Consider the following 14,759-nt stretch of genomic DNA (forward strand, 5'->3'; position numbering starts at 1 on the left):
GGTAGATCATGGCGGCGGTTCGCCTCCGTGGGGGAGTGAACCGCCGCCGTGGCGATCGACGAGTGACGTCACCGGGCGCCGCGGTCGCCGAACGCGAATCCGAGGCCGGCGAGGGCGACCATGACCGAACCGGTCCAGCCCGCCATGTACTGCAACGGCACGACGCTCAGCAGCAGCGACAGGGTGCCCAGGACGGCGCCAGCGATGCCGATCCAGCCGCGGACCGCGCCGGCGCGCCAGGCCCGGAAGAGGGCCCAGCCGGTCAGGCCCGTGAGTCCCCAGACCCACGGCACGGTCGCGATCCAGTGGTTGAACACCGTGGCCGCCTCGGGGACGGCCAGGCCGTCGGCGACGCCGAAGATGAACTCCGTGTTGAGCGCCGTGCCCATCAGTACGACGAGGGCCGTGCCGAGGATGCCGAAGGCCGCCGTGCCCGGGACGAGGCTGTCGTGGCCGAGCCCGGCCCGCAGTCGGCGGTGCAGGCCCAGGCCGAAGGGCACGAGGGCCAGGACGGTGAGCGTGGCGACGACGTGGAACGAGATCAGCTCGGGGACGTGGTCGCCGAGCGAGGCGGCGATGCGGTCGGCGTCCTGCGGCTCGCCGTCGACGTACGCCGCACCGGCGCTCATGCTCAGGATCGTCGTCGCGAAGCCGCCGACACCGGCGACGACTCCGGCCAGGGCCCAGCCGCGTCCCGGCGTGCCGGCGGCGCTCTGCGGGAGGTCGTCGCGGACACGCTGCGTGGTGGTGATGTGGGTGCTCATCTGCATTCCTTCCAGGGGGTGAATGACTCCACCGTGGAAGGCCGGGCGTCCCACGCGACAGGGACAACGCGGCACGATGCGCGGGACAGGCGACCCGTGGTGCCCCCGAGAGGATTCGAACCTCCGACCTGCGGTTTAGGAAACCGTTGCTCTATCCCCTGAGCTACGGGGGCGCACCGGACCATCTTTCCACGAGGCCTGCGCCGCAGGCGCCCACCGGGTCGAACCGGGACGGCTGTGGCGCACGCGTCACCCGGGGCCGTCTCACGATCCGGATGTCGGACATAGACTCGGTGGGTGCGGATCCTGCTGACCGGCGCCAACGGCGTCATGGGACGAGCGACGATCCCGGCCCTGCAGAACGCAGGCCACCAGGTCGTCGGGCTCGTGCGATCGCCGTCGGCCGCCCGGCTCGTCCAGTCGGCCGGGGCCACCGCGATCCACGGCGACGTGCTCGACCGCACCTCCCTGCTCAAGGCGATGCGCGGTTGCGACGCCGTCATCAACTTCGCCACGCACGTGCCGGTCGGCGCGGCCGCGATGGTGCCGGGGTCGCTCACGCGGATCAACCGCATCCGCACCGTCGGCGCCGGCGTGGTCGCCGATGCCGCCATCGAGTCCGGCGTCGGGCTGATGGTGCAGCAGAGCCTCAGCCACATCTACGTCGCGCGCGGCGACGAGTGGATCGACGAGTCGACCCCGATCGACGTCACGATGGTCACCGAGCCGCTCACCGTCGCCGAGCACCACGCCCAGCGCGTCGAGAAGTCCGGTGGCACGACGGTGCGCCTGCGCTACGGGCTGATCTGCGGCGACGACCCCAACTCGCAGTTCCTCGTGCGCCGCGCCCGCAAGCGCCTCCCGATCGGCCTCGGCGAGCCCGACTCCTGGATGCACGTCGTGCACCCGCTGGACATCGGCACGTCGGCCGTCGCCGCCCTGGGAGCGTCCAGCGGCGCGTACAACGTGGGGGCCGAGCCGCTCACGCGCCGCGACTACGTCGACGCGATCGCGCGCGCCGCCGGCCACGGCCAGGGACGCTTCTTCCGCCGGTGGCTGTTCAGCGTCACCGCCGACAAGCTCGAGCTGCTGGCCCGCTCGCAGCGCGTGACCTCGCAGCGGTTCATGGACCAGACCGGGTGGAAGCCGATCCGTCCCGTCCTGACCCCGGAGTGGTTCCGTGCCGGCTGACGAGCCCGACGAGGCCGCCAAGCGCGCCCGCCGCGAGCGAGCGGCGCGGCTGCTGGGCGACCTGATGCCCACGACGACGCGCGACGAGCGCTCCGAGGGCTGGGGGGACGAGTCAGGGGGCACGTCGCGCGACGACGAACTGCGGCGCGACGTGCCCCCTCACCACGGCAAGGGCTGAGCGGTCAGAGCGTGGGGTCGAGCCCCGGCGAGCGCTGCCCGGTGCCGCCGCCGAGGGCGTCGCGGATCTCGCGCAGCAGCAGGATGTCCTCGCTGGGACCCTCCGGCTCCTCCTCCTGGCCGCGGGCCAGGCGCTCCATCAGCTTCTTCGACGGCAGGACGAAGACGAAGTACACGACGGCGGCCGTGATCAGGAACGTGATGATCGCGTTGATGACCTGGGCGAAGTCGATGTACGTCGCCTGGTTGCCGTCGCGGAGGTAGAAGCCGAGACCCCCGGTCTCGGCACCGCCGAGCGCGTTGAGGATCGGCTCGATGAATGCCTTCGTGAAGGCGGTGACCAGCGCGGTGAACGCGGTGCCGATGACCACAGCCACGGCGAGGTCGACGATGTTGCCTCGGAAGAGGAAGTCCTTGAAGCCCTGAAGCATGTCGCTCCTTCGATGGTGGGACGTGACCTCTCGACCCTAGGGCCGATCAGCGCTCCTGGCGAGCCACCACGACCGCCGCCATCCGCGACGTGACCGACGCGCGGGCCACGCGCGTGGCGACGTCCGGCGCGGCTGCCACGCCGAGGACGGCGGTCTCGCGATCGGCGTCCGTCCGGACGGTGACGAGCTCGACCGCCTCCGCGAGTCGATCGGCGGTGCCGTCGTCCCCGATCGCCAGCAGGTCGACCGTGTCGCCGGCGCGCAGCAGCTCGCCGGTGGCCGCGGGGACCTCGACGGTCGCCAGCACGCGGCCGCGACCGAGGTCGCGAGGGTCGACGACGCGGCGGTCGGTGAAGATCTCGCCCTCACGCATGGCACCGGACAGCGCACGCCCCGTGGCGTCCGCGGCCTCGACGGCCCCTGCCGGGACGGCGGACTCCGGGAGGCGGCGGACGTCGAGGTCGGCGGGGGACACGATCCGGCCGCCGCCGAGGTCGCGCGCGGCCACCACGACGGCACGCGTGTCGGGAGCGTGGGTGACAGCAGTGACGGCCGACCACACGGCCAGCCCGGCCAGGGTCGCGGCCAGGACGCGGCGATGGGTCAGGACGAAGCGGACGACCGATTCCATGCCGTGAGGCTAGGCAGGTTCACCGGCGCGGGCCGGGTTCGTCCACAGGCCGCCGATCGGCAGCGCTCAGGCGGCGCCGGAGCCGCTCGAGCCGCCCGTCGACGACGAGCTCGAGGAGGACGAGGAACCGGACGACGAGGAGGAGCCGGGGGTCGAACGGCTGTCGTTGCGGTAGAAGCCCGAGCCCTTGAACACCACGCCGGCGGCCCCGAACACCTTGCGCAGGTCACCCTGGCAGGTGGGGCACGTCGTCAGCGCGGCGTCCGAGAAGCTCTGCTTGACCTCGAGCTGCTCGCCACAGTCGGCGCATCGGTATTGGTAGGTGGGCACGACGACAAGGATACCGTTCGCGTCCCACCGCTATATTTGGACGTCCACGCTCCCTACCTGAGGACCCGCCCACTGTGACCGAATGGCTCCTGCTGTTCACCTCGTTCCTCCTGATGCTCGCGTGTGGCGTGTTCGTCGCCGCCGAGTTCTCGTTCGTCACCGTCGACCGGGCCACCATCGAGCGTGAGGCCGCCGCCGGCGACCGCCGCGCGCAAGGCACGTTGAAGGCGCTCCGAAGCCTCTCCACGCAGCTCAGCGGCGCCCAGCTCGGCATCACCATCACCAACCTGGCGATCGGCTTCCTCGCCGAGCCGGCGATCGGGCGGCTGTTGTACGACCCCCTGACGTCGCTTGGCCTGAGCGGCGGCGGCCTCAGCGCCGCCTCGTACGCCGTGGCGCTGATCCTCAGCACGATCGTGACGATGCTCGTGGGCGAGCTCATCCCCAAGAACCTCGCGCTGTCGCTGCCCACGAAGACGGCCGGCTACACGCAGTGGTTGCAGCGCGCGTTCACCAAGTCGATGGCGTGGCCCATCCGCGGCCTCAACAACATGGCCAACCGCACCCTGCTGTGGCTCGGCGTCGAGCCGCAGGAGGAGCTGCGCTCAGCCCGATCGCCGCTCGAGCTGCGCTCCCTGGTCCTGCGCTCGGCGATGCAGGGCGCCATCGACGACGAGACGGCCGACCTCGTCGCCCGCAGCATCGCCTTCGGCGACCGCACGGCCGCCGACGTCCGCACCCCGCGCGTGCGCGTCCACTTCCTCGAGGAGCGCGACACGGCCATGGACCTCATCGAGGCGGCCCGGCAGACCGGCCACTCGAAGTTCCCGGTGATCGGTCGCTCGCCCGACGACGTCGTGGGCGTCGTGCACGTGAAGCAGGCCGTCGCGGTCGAGCCCGACCGGCGGCGCACCGTCCGGCTGGCCGACATCGCCGAGGCCGCCGCGACCGTGCCCGACACCCTCGAGCTCGATCCACTGCTGGTCCAACTGCGTGAGCAGAACAACCAGATGGCGATCGTCGTTGACGAGTACGGCGGCACCGACGGCATCGTCACGCTGGAGGACCTGGTCGAGGAGATCGTCGGCGACATCGCCGACGAGCACGACCGCGTGTCCGACCGCAGCCGCCACCGCCGCGACGGCACGTGGTCGCTGTCCGGTCTGCTGCGCCCCGACGAGGTCTTCGAGCAGACGGGCGTCTCCCTGCCCGAGGGCGAGGACTACGAGACGATCGCCGGCCTGGTGCTGGAGCGGCTCGGCCGCCTGGCCGTGCGTGGCGACGTCGTCGACCTGCTGGTCGACTCCACCCCCGAGAACGACGAGGACGACGCCGTGCCGCTCACCGTGCGCCTGACGGTCGAGCGGCTCGAGGGCCGCCGGATCGACCGGATCGCGCTGACGATCGTGGACGCCGACGACGAGCAGGAGGAGGGCCGATGAGCGGGTGGCCGGCGCTTGCGCTGACGTTGGTGCTGTTGGTCCTCAACGCCCTGTTCGTGGCCGCGGAGTTCGCGCTGATCTCGGCACGCCGCACCCAGCTGGAGCCCGAGGCCCAGGCGGGCAAGCGCAGTGCCAAGCTCGCGCTCAAGGCGATGGAGAACGTCACCCTCGCCATGGCCGCGGCGCAGCTGGGCATCACGATGTGCTCGCTCGGCCTCGGTGCCATCAGCGAGCCGGCGATCGCCCACCTGCTGGAGCCGGTCTTCGAGTACTTCGGTGTGCCGCACGCGTTCATCCACCCGATCTCGTTCGCGATCGCCCTGACGCTCGTGGTTTTCCTTCACGTCGTCTACGGCGAGATGGTGCCGAAGAACCTCGCCCTGGCCGCGCCCGACCGCGCCGCGCTGATCCTGGGCCCGTTCATGCTGGCGGTCATCGCGGTGCTCAAGCCGCTCGTGGTGTCGCTCAACGCGGTCGCGAACGCGGCGGTGCGCCTGATGGGCATCGAGCCGAAGGACGAGGTCGGCTCCACGTTCACCCACGACGAGGTCGCGGGCCTCGTCGAGGAGTCGCGCCGCGAGGGCCTGCTCGACGACGACGAGTACGGCCTGGTCACCGGCGCCCTCGACTTCCACGAGGGCACGGTCGAGCAGGTGCTGCTGGCGCGCGACGGCCTGGTCACGATCGCCCCCGGCGCCACCCCGGTCGACGTCGAGGAGGCCTGTGCGCGCACCGGCTACTCGCGCTTCCCGGTGTCGGGCGCCGACGGCGAGCTCACGGGCTACCTGCACATCAAGGACGTCCTCGAGACCGACGACGCCACGCGCCGGCGCCCGATCGCCGACAAGTGGCTGCGCCCCCTCTCGACCGTGCGCGTGTCCAGCGGCCTCTACGACGCCCTGCGCACCATGCAGTCGAAGGGCTCGCACATGGCCCGGGTCGCCGACGAGTCCGGCACGGTCATCGGCGTCGTCATGCTCGAGGACGTCCTCGAGGAGCTCGTCGGCGAGATCCGCGAGCAGGTCTGAGCCGCCCGAAACGCTGGCAGTGACGTTTGCGGGGTCGACACGCCGTGAGCGACCCCGCAAACGTCACGCTCAGCGCTTCCCGCACCGCTCGCGGCGGGGTCCGGGGGCGGCCCTAGGATTGGGGGGTGGCCGCCGAAACCCCTGAGTCCGTTGCCGAAGCCCATCACGACACCGTCATCGTCGTCGACTTCGGTGCCCAGTACGCCCAGCTGATCGCGCGCCGCGTGCGCGAGGCCAAGGTCTACTCCGAGATCATGCCGCACACGGCGACCTCCGAGGAGATCCTGGCGAAGAACCCGAAGGCCGTCATCCTGTCCGGCGGTCCGTCGTCGGTGTACGAGACCGGTGCGCCGCAGCTGCCCGTCGGGCTCGTCGACTCCGGCACCGCCGTCTTCGGCATCTGCTACGGATTCATGGCGATGGCGCAGGCGCTCGGCGGCGAGGTCTCGCGCACGGGCCAGCGCGAGTACGGCCGCACGCGCGTCTCCGTCCTCGAGCCGGGCACGCTCCTCGCCGGCCTGCCCGAGACGCTCGTCAGCTGGATGTCCCACGGCGACGAGGTCGTCAAGGCCCCCGAGGGCTTCACCCTGAGCGCCAAGAGCGACCGCGCCACCGTCGCCGCGTTCGAGAACGTCGAGCGCAGCCTCGCGGGCGTGCAGTGGCACCCCGAGGTCATGCACTCGGAGTTCGGCCAGAAGATCCTCGAGCACTTCCTGTTCGGCATCGCCGGCTGCGAGCCCACCTGGACCAGCGCCAACATCGTCGAGGAGCAGGTCGAGCTGATCCGCGAGCAGGTCGGCGACGCCCGCGTCATCTCCGCCCTGTCCGGCGGCGTCGACTCGGCCGTCTCGACCGCGCTGGTGCAGAAGGCGATCGGCGACCAGCTGACCGCCGTCTTCGTCGACCACGGGCTGCTGCGCGAGGGCGAGGCCGAGCAGGTGCGCCAGGACTACGTCGCCGCCACGGGCGTCGACCTCAAGGTCGTCGACGCCAAGGACCAGTTCCTGGGCTTCCTCGACGGCGTCACCGACCCCGAGCAGAAGCGCAAGATCATCGGCCGCGAGTTCATCCGCACGTTCGAGGCCGCCGAGCGCGAGGTGCTCGCCACCCCCGGCGCCCCGGTGCGGTTCCTGGTGCAGGGCACGCTCTACCCCGACGTGGTCGAGTCCGGCGGCGGCGAGGGCGCGGCCAACATCAAGAGCCACCACAACGTCGGCGGCCTGCCCGAGGACCTCGAGTTCTCGTTGATCGAGCCGCTGCGCACCCTGTTCAAGGACGAGGTGCGCCAGGTCGGCCGCGAGCTCGGCATCCCGGAGGCGATCGTCTCGCGCCACCCGTTCCCCGGCCCCGGCCTGGCGATCCGCATCGTCGGCGCCGTCAGCGAGGAGCGCCTCGCGATCCTGCGACGTGCCGACGCGATCGTCCGCGAGGAGACCACCGCCGCCGGTCTCGACACCGAGATCTGGCAGTTCCCCGTGGTGCTGCTGGCCGACGTCCGTTCGGTCGGCGTGCAGGGCGACGGCCGCACCTACGGCCACCCGATCGTGCTGCGCCCCGTCTCCAGCGAGGACGCCATGACGGCCGACTGGAGCCGCCTGCCGTACGAGCTGCTCGAGAGGATCTCGACGCGCATCACCAACGAGGTCGACGAGGTCAACCGCGTCGTCCTCGACGTCACCAGCAAGCCCCCGGGAACCATCGAGTGGGAGTGACCGGTCCGGGTTCCCCGGACGAGGTCCGTGACGGCGGCCGTTAGGCTGGAGCGATGAGTTGGCGCGCTGCACGCCCGGTCCTGCTCGTGCTGGCCGTCGTGGCCACGCTCGGGGTGTTCGGGTGGTACATGATCTCCTCCGGTGACTCCGGAGACGAGCGAGCGACCCCGGAGGCCTCCGCGACCCCCAGCGAGCCGGTCCTCTCCGCCGATCCCAGCCACGAGGCGCCGGCCCCCGCCCCCACCACCGAGCCCACGACGGCACCGACCGCCCCGGCGGCGTGCGAGGACGAGGACACCCGCTTCAACGCCGACGGCACCCAGGGCGACAGCCTGCTGCCCGACTGCGGCCAGCAGCCCGTCACGAAGGCCGAGCAGCAGAAGGACGGGCTCTCGCTGGCCTGCGGCGGCGACTACCCGGTGATCCTCTACAAGTCGACCACCTCAGGCGCCAAGACCTCGGTCTGCGGCCGTGACGCCGTGGGCGACCGCTTCCGCGTCGTGGTCAAGCAGCAGGACGGCGACGCGGTCGACCTGCCGGGCGAGTACGACTGGCGCCGCGACGTCTACGTCGCCGAGGCCGACGGCACGCGCTACGAGCTGCACGCCGTCGACGGATCCCTGCACGTCACCCGCGGCGGACGGACCACGGTCCAGGACTCGAAGGACTGGATCTCGCTGGACAACGAGATCGACGATCTCTGACCGGGCGGTGGCGGGCCTGAATCCGTCCTGCGCTAGTTTCGACAACAGACACCCCACACAAGGAGCACATCGACGTGAGCACCTCTCCTGTCAAGGTGGCCGTCACCGGCGCCGCCGGCCAGATCGGCTACAGCCTTCTCTTCCGTCTGGCGAGCGGCTCGCTGCTCGGCCCCGACACCCCGATCCAGCTGCGGCTGCTCGAGATCACGCCGGCTCTGAAGGCGCTCGAGGGCGTCGTGATGGAGCTCGACGACTGCGCGTTCCCGACCCTGGACTCGGTCGAGATCGGTGACGACCCGAACCACATCTTCGACGGCGTCAACCTCGCCCTGCTCGTCGGTGCGCGCCCGCGCACCAAGGGCATGGAGCGTGGCGACCTGCTCGAGGCCAACGGCGCCATCTTCACGGCGCAGGGCAAGGCCCTCAACGAGGTCGCGGCCGACGACGTGCGCATCGGCGTCACCGGCAACCCGGCGAACACCAACGCCCTCATCGCGATGAAGAACGCGCCGAACATCCCGGCCGAGCGCTTCACCGCCCTGACGCGCCTCGACCACAACCGCGCGATCAGCCAGCTGGCCGCCAAGACCGGCGCCAAGGTCGCGGACATCTCCAAGATGACGATCTGGGGCAACCACTCGGCCACCCAGTACCCCGACATCTTCCACGCCGAGATCGCCGGCCGGAACGCCGCCGAGGTCGTGGGCGACCAGGGCTGGATCGAGAACGACTTCATCCCCACCGTCGCCAAGCGCGGCGCGGCCATCATCGAGGCCCGGGGCGCGTCCAGCGCCGCCTCGGCCGCGTCGGCCACGATCGACGCCGCCCGTGACTGGCTGCGTGGCTCCGCCGAGAACGACTGGGTCTCGATGGCCGTGGCCTCCGACGGCTCCTACGGTGTGCCCGAGGGCCTCATCAGCTCGTTCCCCGTCACCACGAAGAACGGTGACTGGGAGATCGTCCAGGGCCTCGAGATCGACGAGTTCAGCCGGGCGCGCATCGACGCCAGCGTGGCCGAGCTCGCCGAGGAGCGCGACGCCGTGACCCAGCTGGGCCTCATCTGATCCAGCAGCACGTACGCAGGGCCGCCCTTCGGGGCGGCCCTGCGTCGTTGTCGGGGACGTCGCCGGGCCGCGTCAGCCCGGCACGACGATGGCGAGCACCACCAGTGCCGCGCCCAGGAAGCCCATCCACAGCACGTCGAACGCCTTGCCGCGCACGCGCAGCATCCCGGTGTGGTCCAGCGGCACGACCGTGCGTGCGGCGGCGGCGACCAGGAACGAGGCGCCGATGACCGTGATCCCGGCGCGCCACGGCCCCACGGCGACCAGGACGAGCCCGACCGCCACGGCCACCAGGTGCAGCAGGTAGATCCGCGACCCGTTGCTGCGGGGGAGCTTCACCCGGCGTCCTCAGCCTGGGCCTCGCTGAAGTCGACGACGTTGCTGAGCAGCATGGCGCGCGTCATGGGGCCGACGCCGCCGGGGTTGGGGGTGACCCAGCCGGCGGTCTCCCACACGTCCGGCGCGAGGTCGCCCACGATCTTGCCGTCCTCGTCGCGGCTGACGCCCACGTCGAGCAGGGCGGCTCCGGGCTTGACCATGTCGCCGGTGATGATGCCCGGCACGCCGGCGGCGGCGATGACGATGTCGGCGCGGCGCACCTCGGCGGCCAGGTCCTGCGTGCCGGTGTGGCACAGGGTGACGGTGGCGTTCTCGCTGCGACGCGTCAGCAGCAGGCCCATCGGTCGGCCGACGGTGATGCCGCGGCCGACGACGACGGCGTGCCTGCCGGCGATCTCGACCTCGTGGCGACGCAGCAGCTCGAGGATGCCGCGCGGGGTGCAGGGCAGGGGAGCGGCCTTGCCGAGGACGAGCCAGCCGAGGTTGGTCGGGTGCAGGCCGTCGGCGTCCTTGGCCGGGTCGATGCGGCCGATGACCGCGTTCTCGTCCAGGCCCTTCGGCAGCGGCAGCTGCACGATGTAGAGCGTGCAGGCGGGGTCGGCGTTGAGCTGGTCGACCGCGGCCTCGACCTCCGCCTGGCTCGCGTCGGCCGGCAGGTCGATGCGGATCGACTCGATCCCGATCTCGGCACAGTCCTTGTGCTTGGCGCCGACGTACCAGCGGCTGGCCGGGTCGTCGCCGACGAGGATGGTGCCCAGGCCGGGGGTGATCCCACGGGCGCGGAGGGCGTCGACGCGCTCACGCAGCTCGGACTTGATGGTCGCGGCGACGGCCTTGCCGTCGAGGGTCTGGGCGGTCACGGACCCCAGTGTTTCACGCGGGTGCGTTCGTCCCGCCCCGACGGTCCCGGGTGCCTAGACTGCGGGCATGACTTCGCGCGCCCAGCTGTCCCAGGAGCGCAGCCGCCAACGGCGTGAGGCGCTGCTGAACGCGGCCCTCGACCTGTTCGTCGAGGGTGGCTCGCGCGCCGTGACGCACCGTGCCGTGGCCGCGGCCGCCGGCCTGCCCGCCGCCACCACCACCTACTACTTCGCGACGATCGACGAACTGCTGCGCGAGGCCCTGACGCACCACATCGACGGGTGGCTGGCCACGATGGAGGGCCTGGCCGACGTCGACGTGACGGGGCTCGTCGCGCTCATCACCGAGGACTCGTCGGTCCGGTTCGCCGGGAACGTCTTCGACCAGCGTCCGCCCACCACCGCCACCCGCGAGCTCGCGGTGATCCTGGGCGCGGCGCGCGACCCCGAGCTGCGCGAGGCCGCGGTCACCGCGCTCACCACCGCCACCGACGTGCTGGTCGGGGTGTTGAACCGCGGCGGCATCGAGGACGCCGAAGGCCTGGCCGAGGACATGGTCGCGGTCGTCGCCGGTGTCGCGCTGCGCCGCTCCGCGGCGGTCAACACCGAGGCCGAGGAGGCCGCCAACGTGGTCCGCGCGCTGCGCCACCTCATCGTCGGCCACCTGACCGGCGCCGAGGCCGGCACGCAGATGCTGGCGGCGCACCGCGAGCAGGTCCTCAGTGGAAGAAGTGCCGCGTCCCCGTGACGTACATCGTGACGCCGGCGGCCTCCGCCGCGGCGACCGTCTCGGCGTCACGCACCGACCCGCCGGGCTGGACGATGGCCGTGACGCCGGCGTCGATCAGGATCTGCGGTCCGTCCGCGAACGGGAAGAACGCGTCCGAGGCCGCCACGGCACCGCGCGCGCGCTCCTCGCCGGCGCGCTCGACGGCCAGGCGGCACGAGTCGACGCGGTTGACCTGACCCATGCCGACGCCGACGGACGCACCGTCCTTGGCCAGCAGGATGGCGTTCGACTTGACCGCCTTGCAGGCGCGCCAGGCGAAGACGAGGTCGGCCAGCGTGGCGTCGTCGACGGGCTCGCCGGCCGCCAGGGTCCACGTGCCGACGTCGTCACCCTCGGCGTCGACGAGGTCGCGCTGCTGCAGCAGCACGCCGCCGCTGACCGGGCGGAACTCGACGGGCGACTCGGCCGAGGGGGCCGGGCAGCGCAGGATGCGGATGTTCTTCTTGCCCTGCAGCACCTCGACCGCGCCGTCCTCGTAGTCCGGAGCGACGATCACCTCGGTGAAGACCTCGGCCACCTGCTGGGCCATCGCGACCGTGACGGGACGGTTGGCGGCGATGACGCCGCCGAAGGCCGAGACGGGGTCGCAGGCGTGGGCACGGGCGTGCGCCTGGGCGATGTCGTCGCCGACGGCGATGCCGCACGGGTTGGCGTGCTTGATGATCGCGACGGCGGGCTCGTCGTGGGCGAACGCGGCACGCCGCGCGGCATCGGTGTCGACGTAGTTGTTGTAGGACATCTCCTTGCCGTGCAGCTGCTCGGCGCCGGCCAGGCCGCCCGTGCCGTCGGTGTAGAGCGCGGCGGGCTGGTGCGGGTTCTCGCCGTAGCGCAGCACCGTGGAGCGCTCCCACGTCGCACCGGCGAACGCGGGGAACCGCTCGTCGTCGGCCGGGGCGTGGACGGACGAGAACCAGGAGGCGACGGCGACGTCGTACGCGGCGGTGTGGGCGAACGCCTGCGCGGCGAGCCGCTTGCGCTGCTCCAGCGTGAAGCCACCCTGCGCCAGCGCCTCGGTGACGTCCCCGTACGCGCCGGGGGACACGACGACGGCCACGCTGGGATGGTTCTTCGCCGCGGCCCGCACCATCGAGGGCCCACCGATGTCGATCTGCTCGACGACCTCGTCGGGCGTCGCGCCGGAGGCCACGGTCTCGCGGAAGGGGTAGAGGTTGACGATCACGAGGTCGAACGGCTCGATCTCGAGCTCGTTCAGCTGGCGCTCGTGGTCGGGCAGCCGCCGGTCGGCCAGGATGCCGGCGTGGACGCGCGGGTGCAGCGTCTTCACGCGGCCGTCGAGGCACTCGGGGAATCCGGTCAGCTCCTCGACCGGGGTGACGGGGACACCCGCGGCCTCGATCGTCTTCGCGGTCGAGCCGGTCGAGACGATCGAGACGCCCGCGGCGTGCAGGGCGGTGGCCAGCTCGGCGAGGCCGGTCTTGTCGTACACCGAGACGAGGGCGCGCTGGATGGGGCGGGTGTCGGTCATGACTGTTCCTTCGGGTGGAAGCGGATGCGGCGGCCGTCGATCGTCCAGGGCTCGCGGGCGAGGCGGCCCACCCACTCGACGAGCATGGCGCGTTCGTGGGTCTTGATGCGTTCGTGCAGGGAGGCGGCGTCGTCGTCCTCGGCGACCGGGACGGCGACCTGCGCCACGATCGGCCCGGTGTCGACGCCGGCGTCGACGACGAACAGCGTCGCTCCGGTCACCTTGACGCCGTACTCGAGCGCGTCGCGGGGGCCGTGCATGCCGGGGAAGGCGGGGGAGAGGGCCGGGTGGGTGTTGACCGTCCGGCCGCCGAAGCGGGCCAGGAAGGCCGGACCGGCCAGCTTCATGAACCCGGCCAGCACGACCAGGTCGGGGGCGTGCGCGGCGACCGTCTCGGCCAGCGACGCGTCCCACGCCGCGCGGTCAGGATGGTCGGCGACGCGGTCGACGAAGGTGGTGATCCCGGCGCGCTCGGCCCGGGCCAGTCCCTCGATCCCGTCGCGGTCGGCGCCCACGGCCACGATCCGGGCGCCGTAGGCCGGGTCGGCCGAGGCGTCGATCAGGGCCTGCAGGTTGGTGCCGGATCCCGACACCAGCACCACGAGCCGGGCGGGCTCAGGACGAGGCGCGGTCACGTGCAGAACGATAGTGGGCGCCGATCGCACCGAGGGCCCCGCCCGCCGCCAGCAGCGGTACGGCCACCAGCAGGCTCTGCCACGCCGCCGGCCCGGCCGACTGGAGGGTGCCCGGCCCGAGACCCCCGCGCGCGGTCTCGACGAGGACGCCCACGACGAGCCCGCCCACGGCGCCCGCGAGCGCGCCGTCGGCCGCCGCACGGCCCCACGCGCGCTGCCGGGCGGGGATGCCCGTGAACGCCACGACGCCGGCGGCGACGCCCGCGGCGAGGGGGATGAGCGTGAGCACCACGACCCAGCCGCCGAACGGGCCGGGGTCGGGCAGGGCGGCCAGCGGCGGGAAGCCGGGCACCTGGCCCAGCGCGCTGCCGGCCAGGTCGACGGAGGTGTCGTCCCCCAGCGTGAAGCCCGGTCCGAGGAGCACGGACGTCGTCCACAGCACGAGCGTGGGCAGCGCCAGCAGGCACATCAGGCCGAGCAGCGCCGGTCCGCCCGGGTCGAGGGTGGCCCACAGGTCGGCCGCGCGGTCGAGGTGCAGCACGAGCATGACGAGCGTCAGCGCCGTGGCTCCGCCGAGCAGGCCGATCACCCCGGTGGCGGCGCCGTCGGCCACGGGCGTCCAGCGCGGGGCGAGACCCAGCCAGGCGATGCCGGAGCGTCGCGAGGCGCCCCAGGCGGCCGGCAGGCCGACGACGACGAACGCGCCGAAGGCGGCACGGACGAAGGAGGTCGAGTGGGCGTCGGTCATCGTGGCGGCCGAGCAGATGCCCGCCAGCACACCGGCCACGCCGCCGGTCATCGCGCCGAACGCGCCGGGGTCGACGATGGCGGTGCGCAGGGCGAGCCGGGTGAGGGTGAGGACCAGGGCGATCACGAGGATCGTGGCTCCGATCGGCACGACGTCGATCCGCGTCTGGCCCGTCGTCAGCGTCGCGCCGACGGCCACCAGCCACGCGCGGACGGCGGTGCGGACGACGTCGACGGTGGAGCCTGCGACGCCCGCAGCGGACGCCGCGACGCCGGCGATCAGGACGCTGATGACCGCGCTGGCGACGGCGGTGAGGATCGCCGGGCGCCAGTGATCGGCAGCACGGGACTCAGGCACCTCACCATCCAACCGGTACTGTGGCGGCGATCCTGACAGCACACGCCGGGGCGGATCGAAGGAGGGCGGA

17 protein-coding genes and 1 tRNA gene are annotated in these 14,759 nt (G+C 72.3%); 8 read left to right on the top strand and 10 right to left on the bottom strand.

Annotation, left to right across the window (positions count from 1 at the left end; translation table 11 throughout):
- Positions 1 to 68: 68 nt before the first annotated feature.
- Both AFL01nite_RS05140 and AFL01nite_RS05145 read right to left on the bottom strand, forming a co-directional pair.
- A complete protein-coding gene (locus tag AFL01nite_RS05140) occupies positions 69 to 764 on the bottom strand; it encodes a hypothetical protein (protein WP_146826109.1) in 696 nt (231 codons plus the stop codon).
- Between the two features lie 97 nt (positions 765 to 861).
- A tRNA-Arg gene (locus tag AFL01nite_RS05145) sits at positions 862 to 937 on the bottom strand.
- 124 nt (positions 938 to 1,061) lie between these two features.
- Here AFL01nite_RS05145 and AFL01nite_RS05150 point away from each other — a divergent pair.
- Both AFL01nite_RS05150 and AFL01nite_RS05155 read left to right on the top strand, forming a co-directional pair.
- Positions 1,062 to 1,955: an NAD-dependent epimerase/dehydratase family protein gene (locus tag AFL01nite_RS05150; RefSeq protein WP_146826111.1), complete on the top strand. Its 894-nt coding sequence runs from the start codon at positions 1,062 to 1,064 to the stop codon at positions 1,953 to 1,955.
- Entirely contained in the window at positions 1,945 to 2,133 is a 189-nt protein-coding gene (locus tag AFL01nite_RS05155; RefSeq protein ID WP_146826113.1) for a hypothetical protein, read from the top strand. The genes AFL01nite_RS05150 and AFL01nite_RS05155 overlap by 11 nt, the downstream gene beginning before the upstream one ends.
- 4 nt (positions 2,134 to 2,137) lie before the next feature.
- Here the strand turns inward: AFL01nite_RS05155 and mscL are convergent, their stop codons facing one another.
- The 3 genes from mscL to AFL01nite_RS05170 all read right to left on the bottom strand — a co-directional run bounded on the left by mscL (position 2,138) and on the right by AFL01nite_RS05170 (position 3,524).
- Positions 2,138 to 2,563, bottom strand: a complete 426-nt coding sequence (mscL, locus tag AFL01nite_RS05160; RefSeq protein WP_146826115.1) for a large conductance mechanosensitive channel protein MscL — start codon at positions 2,561 to 2,563, stop codon at positions 2,138 to 2,140.
- 46 nt (positions 2,564 to 2,609) lie between these two features.
- Positions 2,610 to 3,194: an SAF domain-containing protein gene (locus AFL01nite_RS05165; RefSeq protein WP_146826117.1), complete on the bottom strand. Its 585-nt coding sequence runs from the start codon at positions 3,192 to 3,194 to the stop codon at positions 2,610 to 2,612.
- 66 nt (positions 3,195 to 3,260) lie between these two features.
- Positions 3,261 to 3,524 carry an FmdB family zinc ribbon protein gene (locus AFL01nite_RS05170; protein ID WP_146826119.1) on the bottom strand — a complete coding sequence of 88 codons (264 nt, stop codon included), beginning with the start codon at positions 3,522 to 3,524 and terminating at the stop codon, positions 3,261 to 3,263.
- Between the two features lie 74 nt (positions 3,525 to 3,598).
- On the opposite strand from AFL01nite_RS05170, the gene AFL01nite_RS05175 reads away from it, so the two are divergent.
- The 5 genes from AFL01nite_RS05175 to AFL01nite_RS05195 all read left to right on the top strand — a co-directional run bounded on the left by AFL01nite_RS05175 (position 3,599) and on the right by AFL01nite_RS05195 (position 9,474).
- Positions 3,599 to 4,966, top strand: coding sequence for a hemolysin family protein (locus AFL01nite_RS05175; protein WP_146826120.1), 1,368 nt, complete (start codon positions 3,599 to 3,601; stop codon positions 4,964 to 4,966).
- Positions 4,963 to 5,994 (top strand): hemolysin family protein, encoded by a 1,032-nt coding sequence (locus tag AFL01nite_RS05180; RefSeq protein ID WP_146826122.1) that lies wholly within the window; start codon positions 4,963 to 4,965, stop codon positions 5,992 to 5,994. Before AFL01nite_RS05175 ends, AFL01nite_RS05180 begins: the two co-directional genes overlap by 4 nt.
- Before the next feature lie 125 nt (positions 5,995 to 6,119).
- Positions 6,120 to 7,706, top strand: a complete 1,587-nt coding sequence (gene guaA, locus AFL01nite_RS05185; protein WP_146826124.1) for a glutamine-hydrolyzing GMP synthase — start codon at positions 6,120 to 6,122, stop codon at positions 7,704 to 7,706.
- A gap of 53 nt (positions 7,707 to 7,759) precedes the next feature.
- Positions 7,760 to 8,410, top strand: coding sequence for a hypothetical protein (locus tag AFL01nite_RS05190; RefSeq protein ID WP_146826126.1), 651 nt, complete (start codon positions 7,760 to 7,762; stop codon positions 8,408 to 8,410).
- A gap of 74 nt (positions 8,411 to 8,484) precedes the next feature.
- A complete protein-coding gene (locus AFL01nite_RS05195) occupies positions 8,485 to 9,474 on the top strand; it encodes a malate dehydrogenase (RefSeq protein WP_146826128.1) in 990 nt (329 codons plus the stop codon).
- Positions 9,475 to 9,546: 72 nt separating this feature from the next.
- Here the strand turns inward: AFL01nite_RS05195 and AFL01nite_RS05200 are convergent, their stop codons facing one another.
- Both AFL01nite_RS05200 and AFL01nite_RS05205 read right to left on the bottom strand, forming a co-directional pair.
- Positions 9,547 to 9,813 (bottom strand): DUF3017 domain-containing protein, encoded by a 267-nt coding sequence (locus AFL01nite_RS05200; RefSeq protein ID WP_146826130.1) that lies wholly within the window; start codon positions 9,811 to 9,813, stop codon positions 9,547 to 9,549.
- Positions 9,810 to 10,673, bottom strand: a complete 864-nt coding sequence (locus tag AFL01nite_RS05205; protein WP_146826131.1) for a bifunctional methylenetetrahydrofolate dehydrogenase/methenyltetrahydrofolate cyclohydrolase — start codon at positions 10,671 to 10,673, stop codon at positions 9,810 to 9,812. Before AFL01nite_RS05205 ends, AFL01nite_RS05200 begins: the two co-directional genes overlap by 4 nt.
- A 67-nt stretch (positions 10,674 to 10,740) precedes the next feature.
- Between AFL01nite_RS05205 and AFL01nite_RS05210 the strand changes: the two genes are divergently transcribed.
- Positions 10,741 to 11,421: a TetR/AcrR family transcriptional regulator gene (locus AFL01nite_RS05210; protein WP_146826133.1), complete on the top strand. Its 681-nt coding sequence runs from the start codon at positions 10,741 to 10,743 to the stop codon at positions 11,419 to 11,421.
- On the opposite strand, the gene purH is transcribed toward AFL01nite_RS05210, so the two are convergent.
- The 3 genes from purH to AFL01nite_RS05225 are packed head-to-tail and all read right to left on the bottom strand — an operon-like array spanning position 11,393 to position 14,689.
- The gene (purH, locus tag AFL01nite_RS05215; RefSeq protein WP_146826135.1) at positions 11,393 to 12,949 is read right to left on the bottom strand and encodes a bifunctional phosphoribosylaminoimidazolecarboxamide formyltransferase/IMP cyclohydrolase; all 1,557 of its coding nucleotides are present in this window, start codon (positions 12,947 to 12,949) and stop codon (positions 11,393 to 11,395) included. The genes AFL01nite_RS05210 and purH overlap by 29 nt on opposite strands.
- A complete protein-coding gene (gene purN, locus AFL01nite_RS05220) occupies positions 12,946 to 13,584 on the bottom strand; it encodes a phosphoribosylglycinamide formyltransferase (RefSeq protein ID WP_246119592.1) in 639 nt (212 codons plus the stop codon). Before purN ends, purH begins: the two co-directional genes overlap by 4 nt.
- Complete coding sequence (locus tag AFL01nite_RS05225; protein ID WP_146826137.1) at positions 13,565 to 14,689, bottom strand: cell division protein PerM; 1,125 nt, start codon at positions 14,687 to 14,689, stop codon at positions 13,565 to 13,567. Before AFL01nite_RS05225 ends, purN begins: the two co-directional genes overlap by 20 nt.
- Positions 14,690 to 14,759 lie beyond the last annotated feature (70 nt).

The sequence above is a fragment of the Aeromicrobium flavum genome, from assembly GCF_007992115.1.
Classification (GTDB): domain Bacteria; phylum Actinomycetota; class Actinomycetes; order Propionibacteriales; family Nocardioidaceae; genus Aeromicrobium; species Aeromicrobium flavum.